Origin of the sequence: Pseudomonas sp. SORT22, assembly GCF_018417635.1 — a bacterium.
Taxonomy (GTDB): domain Bacteria; phylum Pseudomonadota; class Gammaproteobacteria; order Pseudomonadales; family Pseudomonadaceae; genus Aquipseudomonas.
On record NZ_CP071007.1, the window covers coordinates 3487088 to 3503178 of the forward strand.

16 protein-coding genes are annotated in these 16091 nt (G+C 63.3%); 10 read left to right on the plus strand and 6 right to left on the minus strand.

The annotated features are described in order from the left end of the window. Entirely contained in the window at nt 1–819 is an 819-nt protein-coding gene (locus JYG36_RS15725; RefSeq protein WP_045198517.1) for a gamma-carboxygeranoyl-CoA hydratase, read from the plus strand. Continuing rightward, nucleotides 816–2771 carry an acetyl/propionyl/methylcrotonyl-CoA carboxylase subunit alpha gene (locus tag JYG36_RS15730; protein WP_093383750.1) on the plus strand — a complete coding sequence of 652 codons (1956 nt, stop codon included), beginning with the start codon at nt 816–818 and terminating at the stop codon, nt 2769–2771. Before JYG36_RS15725 ends, JYG36_RS15730 begins: the two co-directional genes overlap by 4 nt. 51 nt (nt 2772–2822) lie before the next feature. Here the strand turns inward: JYG36_RS15730 and JYG36_RS15735 are convergent, their stop codons facing one another. Beyond that, nucleotides 2823–3482 carry a LexA family protein gene (locus JYG36_RS15735; RefSeq protein WP_045198513.1) on the minus strand — a complete coding sequence of 220 codons (660 nt, stop codon included), beginning with the start codon at nt 3480–3482 and terminating at the stop codon, nt 2823–2825. Between the two features lie 131 nt (nt 3483–3613). Here JYG36_RS15735 and JYG36_RS15740 point away from each other — a divergent pair, with 131 nt between their 5' ends. From JYG36_RS15740 to JYG36_RS15755, 4 genes are all read left to right on the plus strand, one after another. Further along, nucleotides 3614–3946 (plus strand): DUF6124 family protein, encoded by a 333-nt coding sequence (locus JYG36_RS15740; RefSeq protein ID WP_213601532.1) that lies wholly within the window; start codon nt 3614–3616, stop codon nt 3944–3946. 445 nt (nt 3947–4391) lie between these two features. Continuing rightward, nucleotides 4392–4904 (plus strand): DUF4880 domain-containing protein, encoded by a 513-nt coding sequence (locus JYG36_RS15745; protein ID WP_045198509.1) that lies wholly within the window; start codon nt 4392–4394, stop codon nt 4902–4904. Between the two features lie 49 nt (nt 4905–4953). Next, nucleotides 4954–6102: a M14 family metallopeptidase gene (locus tag JYG36_RS15750; RefSeq protein ID WP_213601534.1), complete on the plus strand. Its 1149-nt coding sequence runs from the start codon at nt 4954–4956 to the stop codon at nt 6100–6102. Between the two features lie 108 nt (nt 6103–6210). Then, nucleotides 6211–7527, plus strand: a complete 1317-nt coding sequence (locus JYG36_RS15755) for an alginate export family protein (RefSeq protein WP_213601536.1) — start codon at nt 6211–6213, stop codon at nt 7525–7527. Here the strand turns inward: JYG36_RS15755 and JYG36_RS15760 are convergent. From JYG36_RS15760 to amaB, 3 genes are all read right to left on the minus strand, one after another. Next, nucleotides 7524–8021, minus strand: coding sequence for a PaaI family thioesterase (locus tag JYG36_RS15760; RefSeq protein ID WP_045198503.1), 498 nt, complete (start codon nt 8019–8021; stop codon nt 7524–7526). The genes JYG36_RS15755 and JYG36_RS15760 overlap by 4 nt on opposite strands. Nucleotides 8022–8130: 109 nt before the next feature. After that, nucleotides 8131–9540, minus strand: a complete 1410-nt coding sequence (locus JYG36_RS15765) for an amino acid permease (protein ID WP_213601538.1) — start codon at nt 9538–9540, stop codon at nt 8131–8133. A 113-nt stretch (nt 9541–9653) separates the two neighbouring features. Then, a complete protein-coding gene (gene amaB / locus JYG36_RS15770; protein WP_213601540.1) occupies nt 9654–11144 on the minus strand; it encodes an L-piperidine-6-carboxylate dehydrogenase in 1491 nt (496 codons plus the stop codon). Nucleotides 11145–11294: 150 nt separating this feature from the next. Between amaB and JYG36_RS15775 the strand changes: the two genes are divergently transcribed. Together JYG36_RS15775 and JYG36_RS15780 are read left to right on the plus strand one after the other, a co-directional pair. Beyond that, nucleotides 11295–12212 carry a LysR substrate-binding domain-containing protein gene (locus tag JYG36_RS15775; RefSeq protein WP_213601541.1) on the plus strand — a complete coding sequence of 306 codons (918 nt, stop codon included), beginning with the start codon at nt 11295–11297 and terminating at the stop codon, nt 12210–12212. Between the two features lie 79 nt (nt 12213–12291). Beyond that, nucleotides 12292–13542, plus strand: coding sequence for a 2-aminoadipate transaminase (locus JYG36_RS15780; protein WP_213601542.1), 1251 nt, complete (start codon nt 12292–12294; stop codon nt 13540–13542). Here the strand turns inward: JYG36_RS15780 and JYG36_RS15785 are convergent. Beyond that, nucleotides 13539–14174: an ArsR/SmtB family transcription factor gene (locus tag JYG36_RS15785; RefSeq protein WP_213601543.1), complete on the minus strand. Its 636-nt coding sequence runs from the start codon at nt 14172–14174 to the stop codon at nt 13539–13541. The two genes, JYG36_RS15780 and JYG36_RS15785, sit on opposite strands and share 4 nt — an antisense overlap. 75 nt (nt 14175–14249) lie before the next feature. Between JYG36_RS15785 and JYG36_RS15790 the strand changes: the two genes are divergently transcribed. After that, nucleotides 14250–14738 carry a DUF2938 domain-containing protein gene (locus JYG36_RS15790; protein ID WP_213601544.1) on the plus strand — a complete coding sequence of 163 codons (489 nt, stop codon included), beginning with the start codon at nt 14250–14252 and terminating at the stop codon, nt 14736–14738. Between the two features lie 9 nt (nt 14739–14747). Here the strand turns inward: JYG36_RS15790 and JYG36_RS15795 are convergent, their stop codons facing one another. Beyond that, nucleotides 14748–15035 carry a hypothetical protein gene (locus tag JYG36_RS15795; RefSeq protein ID WP_045196837.1) on the minus strand — a complete coding sequence of 96 codons (288 nt, stop codon included), beginning with the start codon at nt 15033–15035 and terminating at the stop codon, nt 14748–14750. 172 nt (nt 15036–15207) lie between these two features. Between JYG36_RS15795 and JYG36_RS15800 the strand changes: the two genes are divergently transcribed. Then, nucleotides 15208–15639 (plus strand): hypothetical protein, encoded by a 432-nt coding sequence (locus JYG36_RS15800; RefSeq protein WP_045196835.1) that lies wholly within the window; start codon nt 15208–15210, stop codon nt 15637–15639. The last annotated feature ends 452 nt before the right edge of the window (nt 15640–16091 follow it).

The following is a 16091-nucleotide window of genomic DNA, read 5'->3' on the forward strand; positions in this document are numbered from 1 at the left end:
ATGAGCGACTTCACTACCCTTGAACTGATCAAGGACCCCCGTGGTTTCGCCACCCTGTGGCTGAGCCGGGAAGACAAGAACAACGCCTTCAACGCGCAGATGATCCGCGAGCTGATCATCGCCATCGACCATATCGGCGCCGACAGCAGCCTGCGTTTCGTGCTGCTGCGCGGCCGTGGCCGGCACTTCAGCGCCGGTGCCGACCTGGCCTGGATGCAGCAGTCGGCGCAACTGGATTACAACACCAACCTTGACGACGCCCGCGAGCTGGCCGAGCTGATGTACAACCTGGCGCGGCTCAAGGTGCCGACCCTGGCGGTGGTGCAAGGCGCAGCCTTTGGTGGCGCCCTGGGCCTGATCAGCTGCTGCGACATGGCCATTGGCGCCAGTGACGCGCAGTTGTGCCTGTCGGAAGTGCGCATCGGCTTGGCGCCAGCGGTGATCAGCCCGTTCGTGGTCCAGGCCATGGGCGAGCGCGCCGCGCGCCGCTACGCCCTCACCGCCGAACGCTTCAGCGGTGAGCGCGCCCGTGAGCTGGGCCTGCTGGCCGAAGCCTACCCGGCCGCCGAGCTGGAACAGCAGGTCGACAACTGGATCGACAACCTGCTGCTCAACAGCCCGCAGGCCATGCGTGCCAGCAAGGAGCTGCTGCGTGAAGTCGGCCCCGGCGAGCTGACCCCGGCCATCCGCCGCTACTGCGAAAACGCCATCGCCCGCATTCGCGTCAGCCCTGAAGGCCAGGAAGGCCTGCGCGCCTTCCTGGAAAAACGCAGCCCGGCCTGGCAGGGCCAACCGTCGCACAAGGAGCCGCGCCCATGAGCCGCACCCCGTTGACCACCCTGCTGGTCGCCAACCGCGGCGAGATCGCCTGCCGGGTGATGCGCACCGCCAAGGCCCTGGGCCTGACCACTGTGGCCGTGCACAGCGCCATCGACCGTGAAGCGCGGCACAGCCGCGAAGCTGACATTCGCGTCGACCTCGGCGGCGCCAAGGCCGCTGACAGCTACCTGGACATCGACAAGCTGCTGGCTGCGGCCAAAGCCAGCGGCGCCCAGGCGATCCACCCCGGCTACGGCTTTTTGTCCGAAAACGCAGGCTTTGCCCGTGCCATCGAGCAGGCCGGGCTGATTTTCCTCGGCCCACCGGCCAGCGCCATCGATGCCATGGGCAGCAAGTCGGCGGCCAAGGCCCTGATGGAACAGGCCGGCGTGCCGCTGGTGCCGGGTTATCACGGCGAAGCCCAGGACCTGGAAACCTTCCGCGCCGCCGCCGAAAAGATCGGCTACCCGGTGCTGCTCAAGGCTACCGCTGGCGGCGGCGGCAAAGGCATGAAGGTGGTCGAGCACGAAAGCCAGCTCGGCGAAGCCCTGGCCTCGGCCCAGCGTGAAGCGCAGTCGTCGTTCGGCGATGCGCGCATGCTGGTGGAAAAATACGTGCTCAAGCCGCGCCACGTAGAGATCCAGGTGTTCGCCGACCAGCACGGCAACTGCCTGTACCTCAACGAGCGCGACTGCTCGATCCAGCGCCGGCACCAGAAGGTCGTCGAAGAAGCCCCTGCCCCGGGCCTGAGCAGCGCCCAGCGCCAGGCCATGGGCGAAGCGGCGGTCAAGGCGGCCCAGGCCATCGGCTATGTCGGTGCCGGTACCGTGGAGTTTCTGCTCGATGCCCGCGGCGAGTTCTTCTTCATGGAGATGAACACCCGCCTGCAGGTCGAGCACCCGGTCACCGAAGCGATCACCGGCCTGGACCTGGTCGCCTGGCAGATCCGCGTCGCCTGTGGCGAGCCATTGCCAATCACCCAGGCGCAGGTGCCGCTCAACGGCCATGCCATCGAAGTGCGCCTGTATGCCGAAGACCCGGCCAATGACTTTCTCCCGGCCACCGGCCACCTGGCGCTGTACCGCGAGTCGGCGCCGGGCGAAGGCCGACGGGTGGACAGCGGCGTCAGCGAAGGCGACGACGTCTCGCCGTTCTATGACCCGATGCTCGGCAAACTGATCGCCTGGGGCGAAACCCGCGAGCAGGCGCGCTTGCGCTTGCTGGCGATGCTCGACGAGTTTGCCATCGGCGGGCTGAAAACCAATATCGCCTTTCTGCGGCGCATCCTCGCCCACCCGGCATTTGCCGAGGCCGAGCTGGATACCGGTTTCATCCCGCGTTATCAGGAACAATTGCTACCGGCACCGCAAGCCTTGCCAGCGGCGTTCTGGCAGGCAGCGGCCGAGGCCTTTATCCAGAGTCAGCCGCTGCGACCGCGTGACGATGACCGTCACTCGCCGTGGGCCGCCAACAACGGCTTTCGTGCCGGCGTGCCGGCGCAGGTCAGCCTGCACCTGACCTGCAACGGTGAAGCTCGGGTCATCAACCTGACTCAGGCGGATGCATCGAAGCTGACCCTGGACGGCGAGCAGCTACTGATCGACGAAGACGGCCTGCGCCGCCGGCACCTGGCAATCCGCCGTGGCCAGACCCTGTACCTGCAATGGGACGGCGAGCTGCACAGCGTCAACCGCTACGACCCGATTGCCGAGGCCGATGCCAGCCACAGCCATCAGGGCGGCCTTGGCGCGCCAATGAACGGCAGCATCGTACGGGTGCTGGTGGAGGTTGGCCAGGCGGTGGAAGCTGGCACGCAGCTGGTGGTGCTGGAAGCCATGAAGATGGAACACAGCATCCGCGCGCCCCATGCCGGGACAGTCAAGGCGCTGTTCTGCCAGGAAGGCGAGATGGTCAGTGAAGGGGCTGTGCTGGTGGAGCTGGACGAGGCTTGAGGGCCTCATCGCGGGGCAAGTCGGATCGCCTGCCCCGCGATGAGATTCAGCTCAAAACTTGACCAATGCCTGCACCACCACCCCCAGCAACTCACACTGCTCGCTGCACAAGGCCTTGGGATAGGTCGGGTTGAGCGGGCGCAAGTAGCGCTGGCCGCCCTCCTCGCTCAACTGGCGAAAACTCGTTGCCGTGCTGCCTGGCGAACGCGCGATCACCAGTTTGCCGGGTTCGGCCGCAAGCCCGGTATCGACCAGGATCAGCATGCCCTCCGGCACGCTCAAGCCCAACGGCGCGGTCATCGCGTCGCCTTCGACCCTGAGCCAGAACGCCCGCCCCTGCGCTTTATAGTCGGTTGACTGCAACGGCGTGTCATCGGCCACCTCAACCGGGTCAAGATTGCCCCAGGCCAGAATCGGGTAGCGAAAATACAGTTCGTGCTGTAGGCCATCGGCGCCAGCCACAGTAGTCGGGTTGCCCGATACCGTGTAGGAACCGTTGCTTTCCGACACCTGATTGGGGAAAACCATCTGCAGCGGCGGCAGCCCCACTTCCACCAGAATCTGGTTGAGCACCCGCAGTTTCGGCTCGCGCTCCTCGCGCAGCCAGTGGCCCACGGCGCCCTGGGTGACTCCGATGCGTTCGGCGAGATTTTCCTGCGTGACTTTCAGTTCACGCATCCTGGCTTTAACCAGGTCAGTCCATTTATCCATCGCTGGCACGATACGGACTGCCTTCTGGCGCTCAATACACATATTGTAGTATTTAAACAATAGTCATAACTACATAGCGTATTAATATCTGCCAACACCTTTCATCGCTTACCCAAACAGCAGGCAGACGCATGAAACCGATATCCCCTGAAACGGACCTCAGCCTTGATTCCGAAGCATTAAGTAACAGTGATGCCGCCCGGCGCGCGCTGGATTACTACCTCAACCCGGCACCGGTGACCTTTGGCCCCGACGAGCCGCTGCTGGTCGCCCGTGAGGGCCTCAGCAGCGCCCAGGCCACCGCCCAGGCCAGCAATATATTGCGCTGCGCTGCCGCCACCGCCTACGAATCGGCTGACGGCATGCAAGGCGTACCGCGCGACCTGGCGCTGGCGTCGATGCACATGATCAACATGGCCAGGGCCATGCTCGAGCGCACGGCAGCCAATCAGGAGCATTCCTGAGCCTGTTGCAGAACGTTACGTGGGAGTCGACCGAAGGCGGGTGCTGGTGTCCGCCGGTCAGGAGGGAGCGCACTGCGTAAAAGTTTTTACGCAATGACAGAAAATTCATTTGACTTGCAAATGATAACGATTATTATTGCTCACAGCTGGTCGCGAGACTGGTTGGATAAACTGAAAGCCCTTAGGTCGGACTCTCAGATTATCTCCTCATCAGGCTAATCACGGTTTTTGACCCGGCTTTTTGCCGGGTCTTTTTTTTGGTCTTCAGGCTAATGAAGATGGGTGTTGCTTGAATGGCCGCGATGATAGCAAATGAATGTCGCACAGTGAATGGTTGTAACAGCGCTTTGCGGAATTAGCACTTGAGAATCAATCTCGTTACGAATAAGCTGTTGCAGCGTCAAGGAAGACGCCCCCACTCCACCGACCAGCAAGGAGCTTGTACATGACCCGTCTGTTGCTGCCCCTTGAACACAATCCCCTTTCCCACCATCTGGCGGACGATGCCCTGCTGCAGCGCCTGAAAAAGCTGCCGCGCCGCGTTCAGCAGGTATTCCTCCTCAGCCGCCTCGATCAACTGTCGTTCGCCAGCATTGCCGAGCGCCTCGACCTGCCGGCCATCACTGTCGAGCGCCACATGAACCAGGCGCTGCAGATTGCCCGCGAAGAGCGCGACGCCCTGGCGAGCATCGCCGGTCAGTGGTACGTACGCCTGCAAAGCCCGGACGTGACGGCCAGCGAACGCATCGATTTTCGCCGCTGGCTAGACAGCGCCCCGGCACACCGCGAGGCGTTCCACGCCACCGAGCTGCGCTGGCGCTCGCTGCTGGCTCCGGCGCGCCAACTGGGCGAGGACGGCTGGTACCGGCAACCACGCGCCGCGCTGTCGCTGGGCGGTTGCTCGGTGGCCATCGGCCTGGGCCTGGCGGCATTGGCAGCGATCGGTTTCTGGTCCTGAGCCAGGCGTGTAGAGTAGTTGCCACAACAACTCTACATGGAGCCTGGTGATGACCGTGACGCTGTCCCCCCTGCACATCGACTGCGATTTCGATTCCGGCAACATCCTCGTCAAGGGTGCCAGTGACCCTGCACGGGTGCGCCTGGAGATCCGCCCCGACACCCGCAGCGAGCACTTCCAGTGGTTCCACTTCAAGGCTGCGGGGCTGACCCCGGGCCAGACCCATGGTTTTGTCCTGGAAAACGCCGGTGCCTCGTCCTACCACGAGGCCTGGAGCGGTTACCAGGCCGTGGCCTCCTACGACCAGCAACAGTGGTTCCGGGTGCCCACCACTTTCGACGGCAAGGCCCTCGAATTCAGCCTCAAGGCCGAACGGCCCCAGGCCTGGTTTGCCTATTTCGAGCCTTACCCGCGCGCGCGCCACAATCAGTTGATTGAACGCGCCACCAGCCTGCCTGGCGTTGAACTGCTGGCCACCGGCCGCAGCGTCGAAGGCCGTGACATCCAGTTGCTGCGCGCCGGCGACGGCGCCGCAACCAAGCGCAAACTGTGGATCATCGCCCAGCAGCACCCGGGTGAGCACATGGCCGAGTGGTTCATGGAGGGGGTGATCGACCGCCTGCAAGACAATGACCCGACGATCCAGGGCTTGCTGCAGGAAGCCGACCTGTACCTGATCGCGAACATGAACCCCGACGGCGCCATCCACGGCCACCTGCGCACCAACGCCAAGGGCCAGGACCTGAACCGCGCCTGGCAGGATGCGAGCATCGACAAGAGCCCGGAGGTATTCTTCGCCCAGCAGCAGATGAAGCTGCACGGCGTCGACCTGTTCCTCGACGTGCACGGCGACGAAGAAATCCCCCACGTGTTCACCGCCGGCTGCGAAGGCAACCCCGGCTACAACGCGCGTATCGCCGCCCTGGAAACCACCTTCCGCGACAGCCTGTGCAAGCGCACCGTGGACTTCCAGCAGGTCCATGGCTACCCGCGCTCCGCCCCTGGCCAGGCCAATATGACCCTGGCCTGCAACAGCGTCGGCCAGGCCCATGACTGCCTGTCGCTGACCCTTGAGATGCCGTTCAAAGACCACGACGACGCGCCCAACGCCGAAACCGGCTGGAACGGCCAACGCAGCAAGGACCTGGCCAGCGCCGTGCTCGACGTGTTCGCGAAGATGGCCGCTACCCTGCGCTAAACCTGCTGGCGAGCAGGATCAACCGCCCTGGCAGGCAAAGCAAAGACCTGCCGGGGCCTTCGAACCCTAAATGGCGGCCACCAACGCCTCCTTTAGGGAACCTGCGCCATGACTACCCGCCTCCCCCATTTGCTCAAGGGCACCAGCCTCAGCCTGCTGCTGGCCCTGCCCCCGGTTCAGGCACTTGAGCTGTATGCCGATGACGACACCCACCTGAACGCCAACTTCCTCGCCGTGTACGGCCTGTTCAACAGCCGCAAGAATTACGACGACACCCCAGGCGGCTCGACCTGGCGCGAAGGCTTTATCAAATATGGCTTGAGCGCCGACCAGCGCCTGGGCGAACTGGGCACGGTTTACGGCACCGCCAACCTGGTCAGTTCGGCGACCTGGGGCGACGGCGATCCTGCCGGCATCAGCGATGGCAGCGAACGCACGACTAAATTCGACGAAGCCTTCGCCGGCTGGCGCTCGGGCAAACTGATCCCGGCACTGGGCGAGGATGGCCTGGACCTGTCGTTCGGTCGCCAGGTCATCACCCTCGGCGATGGCTTCATCATCAACGACGACGGCCTGAACTTCGGCAAGGGCCCGGCCGACGGCGAGCTCAATCGCGGCGGCGCCTATTACCTGGCCGCCCGCCATGCTTTCGACAAGACCGCAGTACTGCGCCTGGGCGCCAAGGATGGCCTGCATGGCAGCCTGTTGTGGATGAAGTCGGACAACCGCGCCCAGGCCAACAGCGAACTGGCCGCCGGCACCCTGGCCTACAGCGCTGCCCCCGGCACCCTGGAACTGACTTACATTCGCGGCCTGAATGTCGATGATCGCTATGCCAGCGAGTTCCAGAAACAACGTGAAGGCATGGACATCTACAGCCTGCGCGGCGCCGGCGATGCTGGGGTCGAGAACGCGCATTTCGCCTTCGAATATGCCTGGCAAAACAAGCACGCAGGGCCGGAGAAAGCCTGGTACGCCGAAGCCGGCTACACCTTTGCCGAGGTGCCCTGGCGCCCGGACCTGACCTACCGCTACAGCCGCTATTCCGAAGGCTGGGACTCGATGTTCAACGGCATGAACCGCGGCTACGGCACCTGGTTCCAGGGCGAGGTCACGGGCAACTATTCAGGCCCGTTCAACAGCAACAACGACGTGCACTTTGTCGGCCTCAAGGCCACCCCGGTCGAGGCCCTGACCCTGGGCGTGCTGCTGTTCAACTACAAGACCCTGCACGAGCGCGGCACGCTGAACCTCGACGGCCGCGAGCTGGACCTGTACGCCGAATGGGCGGTCAGCGAGCACCTGATCATCAGCCCGCTGCTGGGCCTGTACCAGCCGCGCAAGAGCAGCGATGACGGCGGCAACCAGGTTGGCGGCAATGGCACCAACGTCTACAGCCAGTTGACCATTGCCGTGCCGTTTTAAGCGGTGCCGTGGGCCTTGTGCTTGAGCTTTTCGGTGTCGACCCGGACGAACACCGAGTCAGCGCTGACGGTCAGCACGTCGTCGGCCCAGACTTCGCAGATCACCCGGCTCTTGCGCCCCACTTCACCCTCGACCCGGGCCTTGAGCAGCAGCTCGACGCCCATCGGCGTGGGTTTCAGGTAGGTCAGGTTGAGCTGGCCGGTGACGCAGTCGATACGCGGCAGGCTGCCCGGCTCGCGGCCTTCGGCGCGGTAGTGGTAGGCCATGGCGGTCCAGTTCGAATGGCAGTCGACCAGCATCGCCAGCAAACCGCCATAGACCAGCCCCGGCCAGCCGAGGAAGGTGCTGTCGGGCGAGTGCCGGCACAGCAGGTGGATACCGTCGGCGTCCCAGTGGCTTTTCAGGTGCAGGCCGCTGGGGTGGGAACAGCCACAGCCGTAGCAGACGCCTTCGGGGGCGGCCAGTTCCTGCAGGGATAAGGCTTGGGTACTCATAGGCTTCCTGATTGTCTGTTTTTTAAAGGGAAAGCAACGCCGATAGTAACGCCGGACAACGAAAAAGCCCATGAACCGGTCATGGGCTTTTGCCGTGCCAAGCGCCGCGCTAGAGGCCTTTGGCCGATACCGCCGGGCTGCCGGCCGCCTCGCTGGCCGGTGTTTTACGGCGGGTCAGCGAGATCAGCAGGATGGCCAGGGTCACCCCCGCGGTCATCAGGGTTTCATAGCGGTAGGCCGGGCTGATCAGCATGTAGCCGAGCACCAGGGTAATCAGGCCGATGACCAGCCAGGTCAGCCACGGGAACAGCCACATCTTGAACGCAAGCTCCGTGCCCTGGCGATCGGTGATGGCGCGCATGCGCAGCTGCGACACAGCAATCACCAGGTACACCAGCAAGGCGATGGCGCCGGTGGTCGAGAGCAAGAAGCCGAAGACCTTGCCCGGGAACACATAGTTGACCAGGCAACCGGCAAAGCCTGCGAAGGTCGAGAGAATCACCGCCACGGTCGGCACGCCATTGCCGGAGATACGCTTGGTCATCTTCAGCGCCTCGCCCCGCGAGCCCAGCGAGTAGAGCATGCGCGAGGCGGTATAAAGCCCCGAGTTCATGCAACTGGTCACCGCCACCAGCACCACCAGGTCGACCATCAGCTTGGCGCCCGGCACGTTGAGCACTTCCAGCACGCGCTGGAACGAGCCAACGGCCTTGAGGCCCGGGTCGTTCCAGGCTACCAGCGAAACGATGAAGAAGATCGAGACGATGTAGAAGATCGCGATGCGGTACACCACCAGGTTGGTGGCCCTGCGGATCTTGTCCTTGGGGTTGGACGTTTCGTCGGCGGCGATGGTGACGATCTCGGCGCCGAAGAACGAGAAAATGGTCACCAGCACGCCGCCGAGCACCGCGCCAAAGCCGTTGGGCATGAAGCCGCCAGTGGCCCACAGTTGCTGCACGCCGGAGACTTCGGCCAGTGGCCAGAAGCCGAACACCGCCAGGGTGCAGACGCCAATAAAGGCAAGAATGGCAATGACCTTGATCAGCGCGAACCAGTACTCGAACTCGCCGAAGTTCTTCACGCTGATCAGGTTGGTGCCCGACAGCACGATCATGATCAGAAAGGCGAACAGCCACGACGGCACGCCGGGGAAGTAGGCATGCAGGATATCGGCACCGGCAATCGCCTCGACCGGAATGATCAGCACCCAGAACCACCAGTACAGCCAGCCGATGGTAAACCCGGCCCAGGGCCCGATGGCCTGGCTGGCGTAGGTGGAGAACGAGCCGCTGTTGGGGTTGGCGATGGCCATCTCCCCGAGCATGCGCATCACCAATAGCACCAGCAGGCCGGTCATGGTGTAGGAAATCAGAATGGCCGGCCCGGCGGTGGCGATGGCCGTTGACGAGCCAATGAACAGCCCGGCGCCGATGATCCCGGCAATGGAGATCATCGACACCTGGCGCGAGGTCAGACCGTGTTGCAGCGAACGCTGTTTCTTTTGTTGTAGCGATGCCATGGGTAACCCTCTACTGCTTGTTCTTGTACGGTGGTGTACTTATCGCGGGTCAAGCCCGCTCCCACAGAGATCACCTCCCCTGTGGGAGCGGGCTTGCCCCGCGATAGGGCCCGTCAGTCGAAGACAATCCCCTGCGCCAACGGCAGCTCGCGGGAATAGTTCACGGTATTGGTCTGCCGGCGCATGTAGGCCTTCCACGAATCCGAGCCCGACTCACGGCCACCGCCGGTTTCCTTCTCACCGCCAAAGGCGCCGCCAATCTCCGCACCGCTGGTGCCGATGTTGACGTTGGCAATCCCGCAGTCACTGCCCGCGGCGCTCTGGAAGCGCTCGGCTTCGCGCAGGTCGGTGGTGAAGATGCACGACGACAAGCCTTGCGGCACTTCGTTGTTCAGGCGCAGGGCTTCTTCGAACTCGTCGTAGGCCAGCACGTAGAGGATCGGTGCGAAGGTTTCATGGCGTACCACGGCGCTCTGGCCAGGCATCTCGACGATCGCCGGGGCCACGTAGTAGGCATTCGGGTACTGCTCCTGCAGCTGCCGCTCGCCACCGAATACCTGGCCGCCTTCATCGCGGGCCTGGGTCAGGGCATTGTGCATGGCGCTGAAGGACTGCTTGTCGATCAGCGGACCGACCAGGTTGTCTTTACGCGGGTCGCCGATACGAACCTTGGCGTAGGCGGCTTTGACCCGAGCAACCACTTCGTCCTTGATCGAGCGATGGACGATCAGCCGGCGCAAGGTGGTGCAGCGCTGGCCAGCAGTACCGACGGCGCTGAAGAGGATGCCGCGCACGGCCAGATCCAGGTCGGCACTCGGTGCAAGAATCATCGCGTTGTTGCCACCCAGTTCAAGGATGCTGCGGCCGAAACGTGCAGCCACCCGCGGGCCGACTTCACGGCCCATGCGGGTGCTGCCGGTGGCGCTGACCAGCGGCACGCGCGGATCGTCGACCAGCGCTTCGCCGGCCTCACGATCACCGATGATCAACTGGCTCAGGCCTTCTGGCGCATCGCCAAAGGCTTTCAGGGCTTTTTCGAACAGCGCCTGGCAGGCCAGCGCGGTCAGCGGGGTTTTCTCCGACGGCTTCCAGACCACGGCGTTGCCGCACACCAATGCCAGGGTGGTGTTCCAGGCCCAGACCGCGACGGGGAAGTTGAAGGCGCTGATCACTCCAACCACGCCCAACGGGTGCCAGGTTTCACGCATATGGTGGCCCGGGCGCTCGGAGGCGATAGTCAGGCCATAGAGCTGACGCGACAGGCCGACGGCGAAGTCGCAGATGTCGATCATTTCCTGCACTTCGCCCAGGCCTTCCTGGGTGATCTTGCCGGCTTCGATCGACACCAGCTCGCCGAGTGCAGCCTTGTGCTCACGCAGCACTTCGCCGAACAGCCGCACCAGTTCGCCACGCCGTGGCGCCGGCACATCACGCCAGCGCAAGAAGGCCCCATGGGCGGCGTCGATACGACGGGTTACCGCCGCTTTGTCTTCCAGGGTAAGCGCTGCGATCTGGCTGCCGTCGATGGGCGTAAAAACAGCATGAGTGCCGCCGTTATATAAACTTTCAGGCACGCCCAAACGGGTAAGTAGTTCAGCAACCATCTTATTATTCTCCTACAGCGGATACGGGTTGAAATCGTTGATGCAGGTCAGTATTAATCTATAGGGCCGCTGCTCACAAACGACCTTTTAGAAGCACATGATTCTGTAACGGAATGACCTCATCTCTTTTTCGCCAGGTTGAACCCACCCATGTCCAAACGACTGATGCCCTCCACCACCGCCCTGCAGTGCTTCGAAGCCGCCGCCCGGCACCTGAGTTTTACCCGTGCAGCCCAAGAGCTGCACCTGACCCAGAGCGCGGTGAGCAAGCAGGTCGCGCAGCTTGAAGAGATGCTCTCGCACCCGCTGTTCCAGCGCATCCGCCGGCGCCTGCACCTGACCCCGGCCGGCGCCCTGTACCTGGCCGAGGTGAACAAGATCCTGGTGCAACTGGACATGTCCAGCCGCTACATCCTCAGTTATGGCGGCGAGACCGAAGTGCTGCGCATCGCCACCCAGCCGACCTTCGGCGAGCGTTGGCTGGTGCCTAATCTCAAGGGCTTCGGCGAGCGCCATCCGCGTATTCACCTGGACATCCGCAACGAACTGGAGCCCTTCGACCTGGTTCAGGCCAAGGCCGACATCGCCTTCTTTTTCGGCCAGGGCACCTGGCCCGGGGCAACCTGCATCGAGCTGTTCAAGGAGCAGGTGGTGCCGGTGTGCGCCCCGGACCTGCTGGTCCGGCAGCACTTCGACAGTGCCGAATCACTCACCGAACACCGCCTGCTGCAGTGCACCTCGCGGCCCGAGGCCTGGCATGAGTGGTTTCTCGGCCAGGGCCTGCACAGCCAGAACAGCTACCACGGCCCACGCTTCGACACCTTCTACATGTGCATCCGCGCCGCCCAGGCCGGCTGCGGCATCGCCCTTGTCCCGCGTTATCTGGTGGCCGAGGAGCTGGCCGAAGGCAAATTGGCGATCCCCTGGAACCACCCGAAAACCAGCGAGGGCTCGCATTTTATCGCCCACGCCGAGCATGCCGCCGAGGTGCCCAAGGTCCGCGCCTTTGTCGAGTGGATCGTTGAGCGCGTGGGCAGTGGCGGGCAAGTTCCGGAATTGAAGGAATGATTGCAATCCTTTATTTCGTTTGCACTGAATAACCGCGGCTCGCTTAGATAATAAGAAACTGCAGCGAGGCCGCGGGCAAATGAGTCACGAAACTATCAGCCAGTCTATTTCCGTAGTTCACCCTATTACACTGTCACACGGTAAAAACGCGGAAGTCTGGGACACCGACGGCAAACGTTATATTGATTTTGTCGGCGGTATTGGCGTGTTGAACCTGGGCCACTGCCACCCGCGAATTGTCGCCGCCATCCAGACGCAGGCCACGCGCCTGACCCACTACGCCTTCAACGCCGCCGGGCATGAGCCCTACATCGAGCTGATGCACCGGCTGGCGCAGTTCGTGCCAGTGTCTTACCCGCTCAGTGGCATGCTCACCAACAGCGGTGCGGAAGCTGCAGAAAACGCCCTGAAGATCGCTCGCGGTGCCACCGGCAAGACTGCGATCATCGCCTTTGACGGCGGCTTTCATGGCCGCACCCTGGCGACCCTCAACCTCAACGGCAAGGTCGCCCCCTACAAGCAGCGCGTCGGCGTGCTGCCGGGGCCGGTGTATCACCTGCCCTTCCCCAGCCAGGACACCGGGGTGAGCACCGAGCAGGCGCTCGAGGCCATGCAGCGCCTGTTCAGCGTCGAGATCGACGTCAATGACGTGGCCGCCTTCATCTTTGAACCGGTGCAGGGCGAGGCCGGCTTCCTGGCTATGGAACCTGCGTTCGCCCAGGCCTTGCGCAGCTTCTGCGACCAGCACGGGATCCTGCTCATCATCGATGAAATCCAGTCGGGTTTTGGCCGCACCGGCCAGCGCTTCGCCTTCCCGCGCCTGGGCATCGAGCCGGACCTGCTGTTGCTGGCCAAGAGTATTGCCGGCGGCATGCCGCTGGGCGCGGTGGTCGGGCGCAAGGCGCTGGTCGACAACCTGCCCAAAGGCGGCCTGGGCGGTACCTACTCCGGCAACCCAATAGCCTGCGCCGCCGCGCTGGCCACCCTGGATGAAATGAGCGATGCCAACCTGGCAACCTGGGGCGAGCAGCAGGAAGCGGCGCTGCTCAGGCGCTTCGAACGCTGGCAGGCCAACAAACTTTCACCTTACCTGGGCCGCCTGACCGGCACCGGCGCGATGCGTGGCATCGAGCTGGTCAACGCCAATGGCAGTCCGGCCACGGCGCAGCTGGCACACCTGCTGGCAGCGGCCAGAAGCGCCGGCCTGCTGCTGATGCCCAGCGGCAAGGCGCGGCACATCATCCGCTTGCTGGCACCGCTGACCATCGAGCCTGAGGTGCTGGAAGAAGGCCTTGATATCCTCGAACGCTGCCTTGGCGAGCTGGCTTAACCCTGCAGCGGCCCGGGCCACTGCTCAACGCCTGCAAGGTAATGACGCGCCTTGAAGCCGCCGGCTTTCAGGGCCGTCACCGCATCGCGGGAAAACACGCACCAGGGCCCACGGCAATAGGCGACCACTTCCTGGCTGGCCGGCAGCTCACCCAGGCGCTGCTGCAATTCGCTGAATGGAATATTGATCGCCCCCGGCAAGTGCCCCTGGGCAAATTCCTCGGCCGGGCGCACATCGAGCAGGGTCACGCTGTGCTCCTGCAAACGCTCAAGCAGCTCTTCCCTGCTGATCCCTTCCAGCTGTTCAGGCGCACTCAGGCTATCGCTCATCAGCTCGCGGATCGCCGCACGGTTGAACGCGGCCAATTGCCCGAGCGCCGCCAGCACCTCGGTGATCGGCCCGGCGCTGAGCCGGTAGAGCACGCGCTTGCCATCACGGCGGGTCTGCACGAAGCCGGCGCGACGCAAGTGCTGCAGGTGCTGGGAGGCGTTGGCCACCGACAGCTGGCACTGCTGAGCCAGTTGCTCGACGGCCAGCTCACCGCCCGCCATCTGTTCGAGCAGATTCAGACGATGGGCGTGGCCAAGGGTCCGCGCCAGCTCGGCAATCTGCTGGTGTTGTTGGGTTTTCATATCAGTCATTGACAGCAAGGTAGCATTGGCCAATCATTCAATCAATCTATTGAATGTTATTAAAAGGAGTACGCCATGCTTGAAGGATTGACCCTTGCGATACTGATTGGCGTAACGGCCACCGCCATTGCCGATCTCTGGTCGCTGTTCCAGTTGCGCGTGCTGGGCATGGCCGGGCCGAACTGGGGCTTGGTCGGCCGCTGGATTGGCCATATGCCGCGCGGGCAGTTCGCCCATCAGAGCATCGCCAAGGCGCCTGCGCTGGCCAACGAACGGCTGATCGGCTGGAGTGCGCATTACCTAATAGGGGTGATGTTCGCCGCTTTGCTGCTCGCCCTTTGCGGGCTGGAGTGGGCGCAACAGCCACGGTTTATGCCAGCATTTGTGCTTGGCCTGGCGACCGTGGCGGCGCCCTACCTGATCATGCAGCCCGGCATGGGTGCCGGTGTCTTTGCCTCGAAAACCCCCAAGCCGAATGTGGCGCGGGCACGCAGCCTGCTGGCCCATGGGGTGTTTGGCGTGGCCTTGTACCTGGCCGGGTTGTTCTGGGCCGGGCTGTTGTAGCCCAACTGATTACAGGCCCAGTTCTTGCGGAGTAAGCATGTCGCATTCAAAGGCGATCCAGCCGCCTTCCAGCTCGGCATGGCCGTTAACGATCGGGCCGTAGTAGCTCAGGCCGTTATCGAGGGTCACGCAGATGTGCGTCGCCTTGTCCGGAGCGGCCAGGGCACCGACAAAGTGGACCTTCTTCAGCGTCTCGGTAACGGCTTCAAGACCCACCCGAATTGCAACGTTTTCCACCGCTTCAACGTCTGCATGCAGGTCGTCGCTGACGGTTACGGTGGCTGTGTAGTTGTACATGGTCGAACTCCAACGACAATTCTATCGGCGTCTGCTGACGCTCACGGGCGCATAGGGTAATGGAGCGGCCCGGAAAAAGCCCGCGCCTATCGACGAGGCGACGCACGAAGGTACCCTCGGCCCGCCCCGGCTGGTATTGTGCCCCCCGATAAAACCTGTCAGAGGAATGACATTGAGTGCTGAACAGAACCTGACCTCGGACATGTTCGAGGTCGACAAGCGCCTGGGGCTCAAGCCCGTGGTGGATTTCAACAACTACCTGCAAAAAGCCTTCGGCGACGGGCCTTGCACCTGTATCCGCTGCCGCACCAGCGGCGGTGACGAAACGGGCTACGAGTACCAGCACACCTTCGTGCTCGACGGCCAGACGCTCAACCGGCGCTTTGCCAACACTGCGGGCAGCGATGTGCTCAATGCACTGAAGAAGGCCTGGCTTTCGTACACCAAGGCCGACCTGCCGGCGCTGGGTGCGCTGGACCTGAGTGCAGTGAAAGGTTTTGTTGAACCGCAGCTGCACAAGCGCCTGCTGCCGTTGTTCCTGGCCAGCGGCCTGGTGCGTGAAATCGACGGGCAGTGGATGCTGCAGGTGCAAGCCGGCGATTGAGTGCTTGGGGCTGCTTGTGCAGCCCATCACCGGCAAGGCCGACTCCCACAGGTAGCGTAGGCTTTTAGAGGCGCGAGCTGATCCATTGGCGATGCTGCTCACACCTCACCTTTGCTTCTAGATGTACGTAATTGCAGACGCCACCTATCGTCCCTTGCAGAAGGCCGAGTGGAACCCTTGCGTAGTGGGGCGACGGCCATGGATGGCCGGCGAGCGCCGTAGGGCCAGGGACGGCCCTTCGGCGCGCCCCCACGGGAGCAAGGGTGGAAGGAGGGAACCCGGAGCGCAGCGCAGGGCCGATGAAGGGACAGGGCGTTTTTGGTTACTTTTGCCGCCAAGCAAAAGTGACCCGCCGTAAGGGCGGAAGGCGCCGGCAGCGCCTCATCATCAAATGGATCAGCTCAAACACAGCCTGGCTGCCCCAATACTTGCAAGCTTCTTAAGACAGTTAC

What these genes read in the sequence shown, in the direction of transcription:
- JYG36_RS15725 (WP_045198517.1), top strand. Translation starts at nt 1, where the DNA reads ATGAGCGACTTCACTACCCTTGAACTGATCAAGGACCCCCGTGGTTTC.
- JYG36_RS15730 (WP_093383750.1), top strand. Translation starts at nt 816, where the DNA reads ATGAGCCGCACCCCGTTGACCACCCTGCTGGTCGCCAACCGCGGCGAG.
- JYG36_RS15735 (WP_045198513.1), bottom strand. Translation starts at nt 3,482, where the DNA reads ATGGATAAATGGACTGACCTGGTTAAAGCCAGGATGCGTGAACTGAAA.
- JYG36_RS15740 (WP_213601532.1), top strand. Translation starts at nt 3,614, where the DNA reads ATGAAACCGATATCCCCTGAAACGGACCTCAGCCTTGATTCCGAAGCA.
- JYG36_RS15745 (WP_045198509.1), top strand. Translation starts at nt 4,392, where the DNA reads ATGACCCGTCTGTTGCTGCCCCTTGAACACAATCCCCTTTCCCACCAT.
- JYG36_RS15750 (WP_213601534.1), top strand. Translation starts at nt 4,954, where the DNA reads ATGACCGTGACGCTGTCCCCCCTGCACATCGACTGCGATTTCGATTCC.
- JYG36_RS15755 (WP_213601536.1), top strand. Translation starts at nt 6,211, where the DNA reads ATGACTACCCGCCTCCCCCATTTGCTCAAGGGCACCAGCCTCAGCCTG.
- JYG36_RS15760 (WP_045198503.1), bottom strand. Translation starts at nt 8,021, where the DNA reads ATGAGTACCCAAGCCTTATCCCTGCAGGAACTGGCCGCCCCCGAAGGC.
- JYG36_RS15765 (WP_213601538.1), bottom strand. Translation starts at nt 9,540, where the DNA reads ATGGCATCGCTACAACAAAAGAAACAGCGTTCGCTGCAACACGGTCTG.
- amaB (WP_213601540.1), bottom strand. Translation starts at nt 11,144, where the DNA reads ATGGTTGCTGAACTACTTACCCGTTTGGGCGTGCCTGAAAGTTTATAT.
- JYG36_RS15775 (WP_213601541.1), top strand. Translation starts at nt 11,295, where the DNA reads ATGTCCAAACGACTGATGCCCTCCACCACCGCCCTGCAGTGCTTCGAA.
- JYG36_RS15780 (WP_213601542.1), top strand. Translation starts at nt 12,292, where the DNA reads ATGAGTCACGAAACTATCAGCCAGTCTATTTCCGTAGTTCACCCTATT.
- JYG36_RS15785 (WP_213601543.1), bottom strand. Translation starts at nt 14,174, where the DNA reads ATGAAAACCCAACAACACCAGCAGATTGCCGAGCTGGCGCGGACCCTT.
- JYG36_RS15790 (WP_213601544.1), top strand. Translation starts at nt 14,250, where the DNA reads ATGCTTGAAGGATTGACCCTTGCGATACTGATTGGCGTAACGGCCACC.
- JYG36_RS15795 (WP_045196837.1), bottom strand. Translation starts at nt 15,035, where the DNA reads ATGTACAACTACACAGCCACCGTAACCGTCAGCGACGACCTGCATGCA.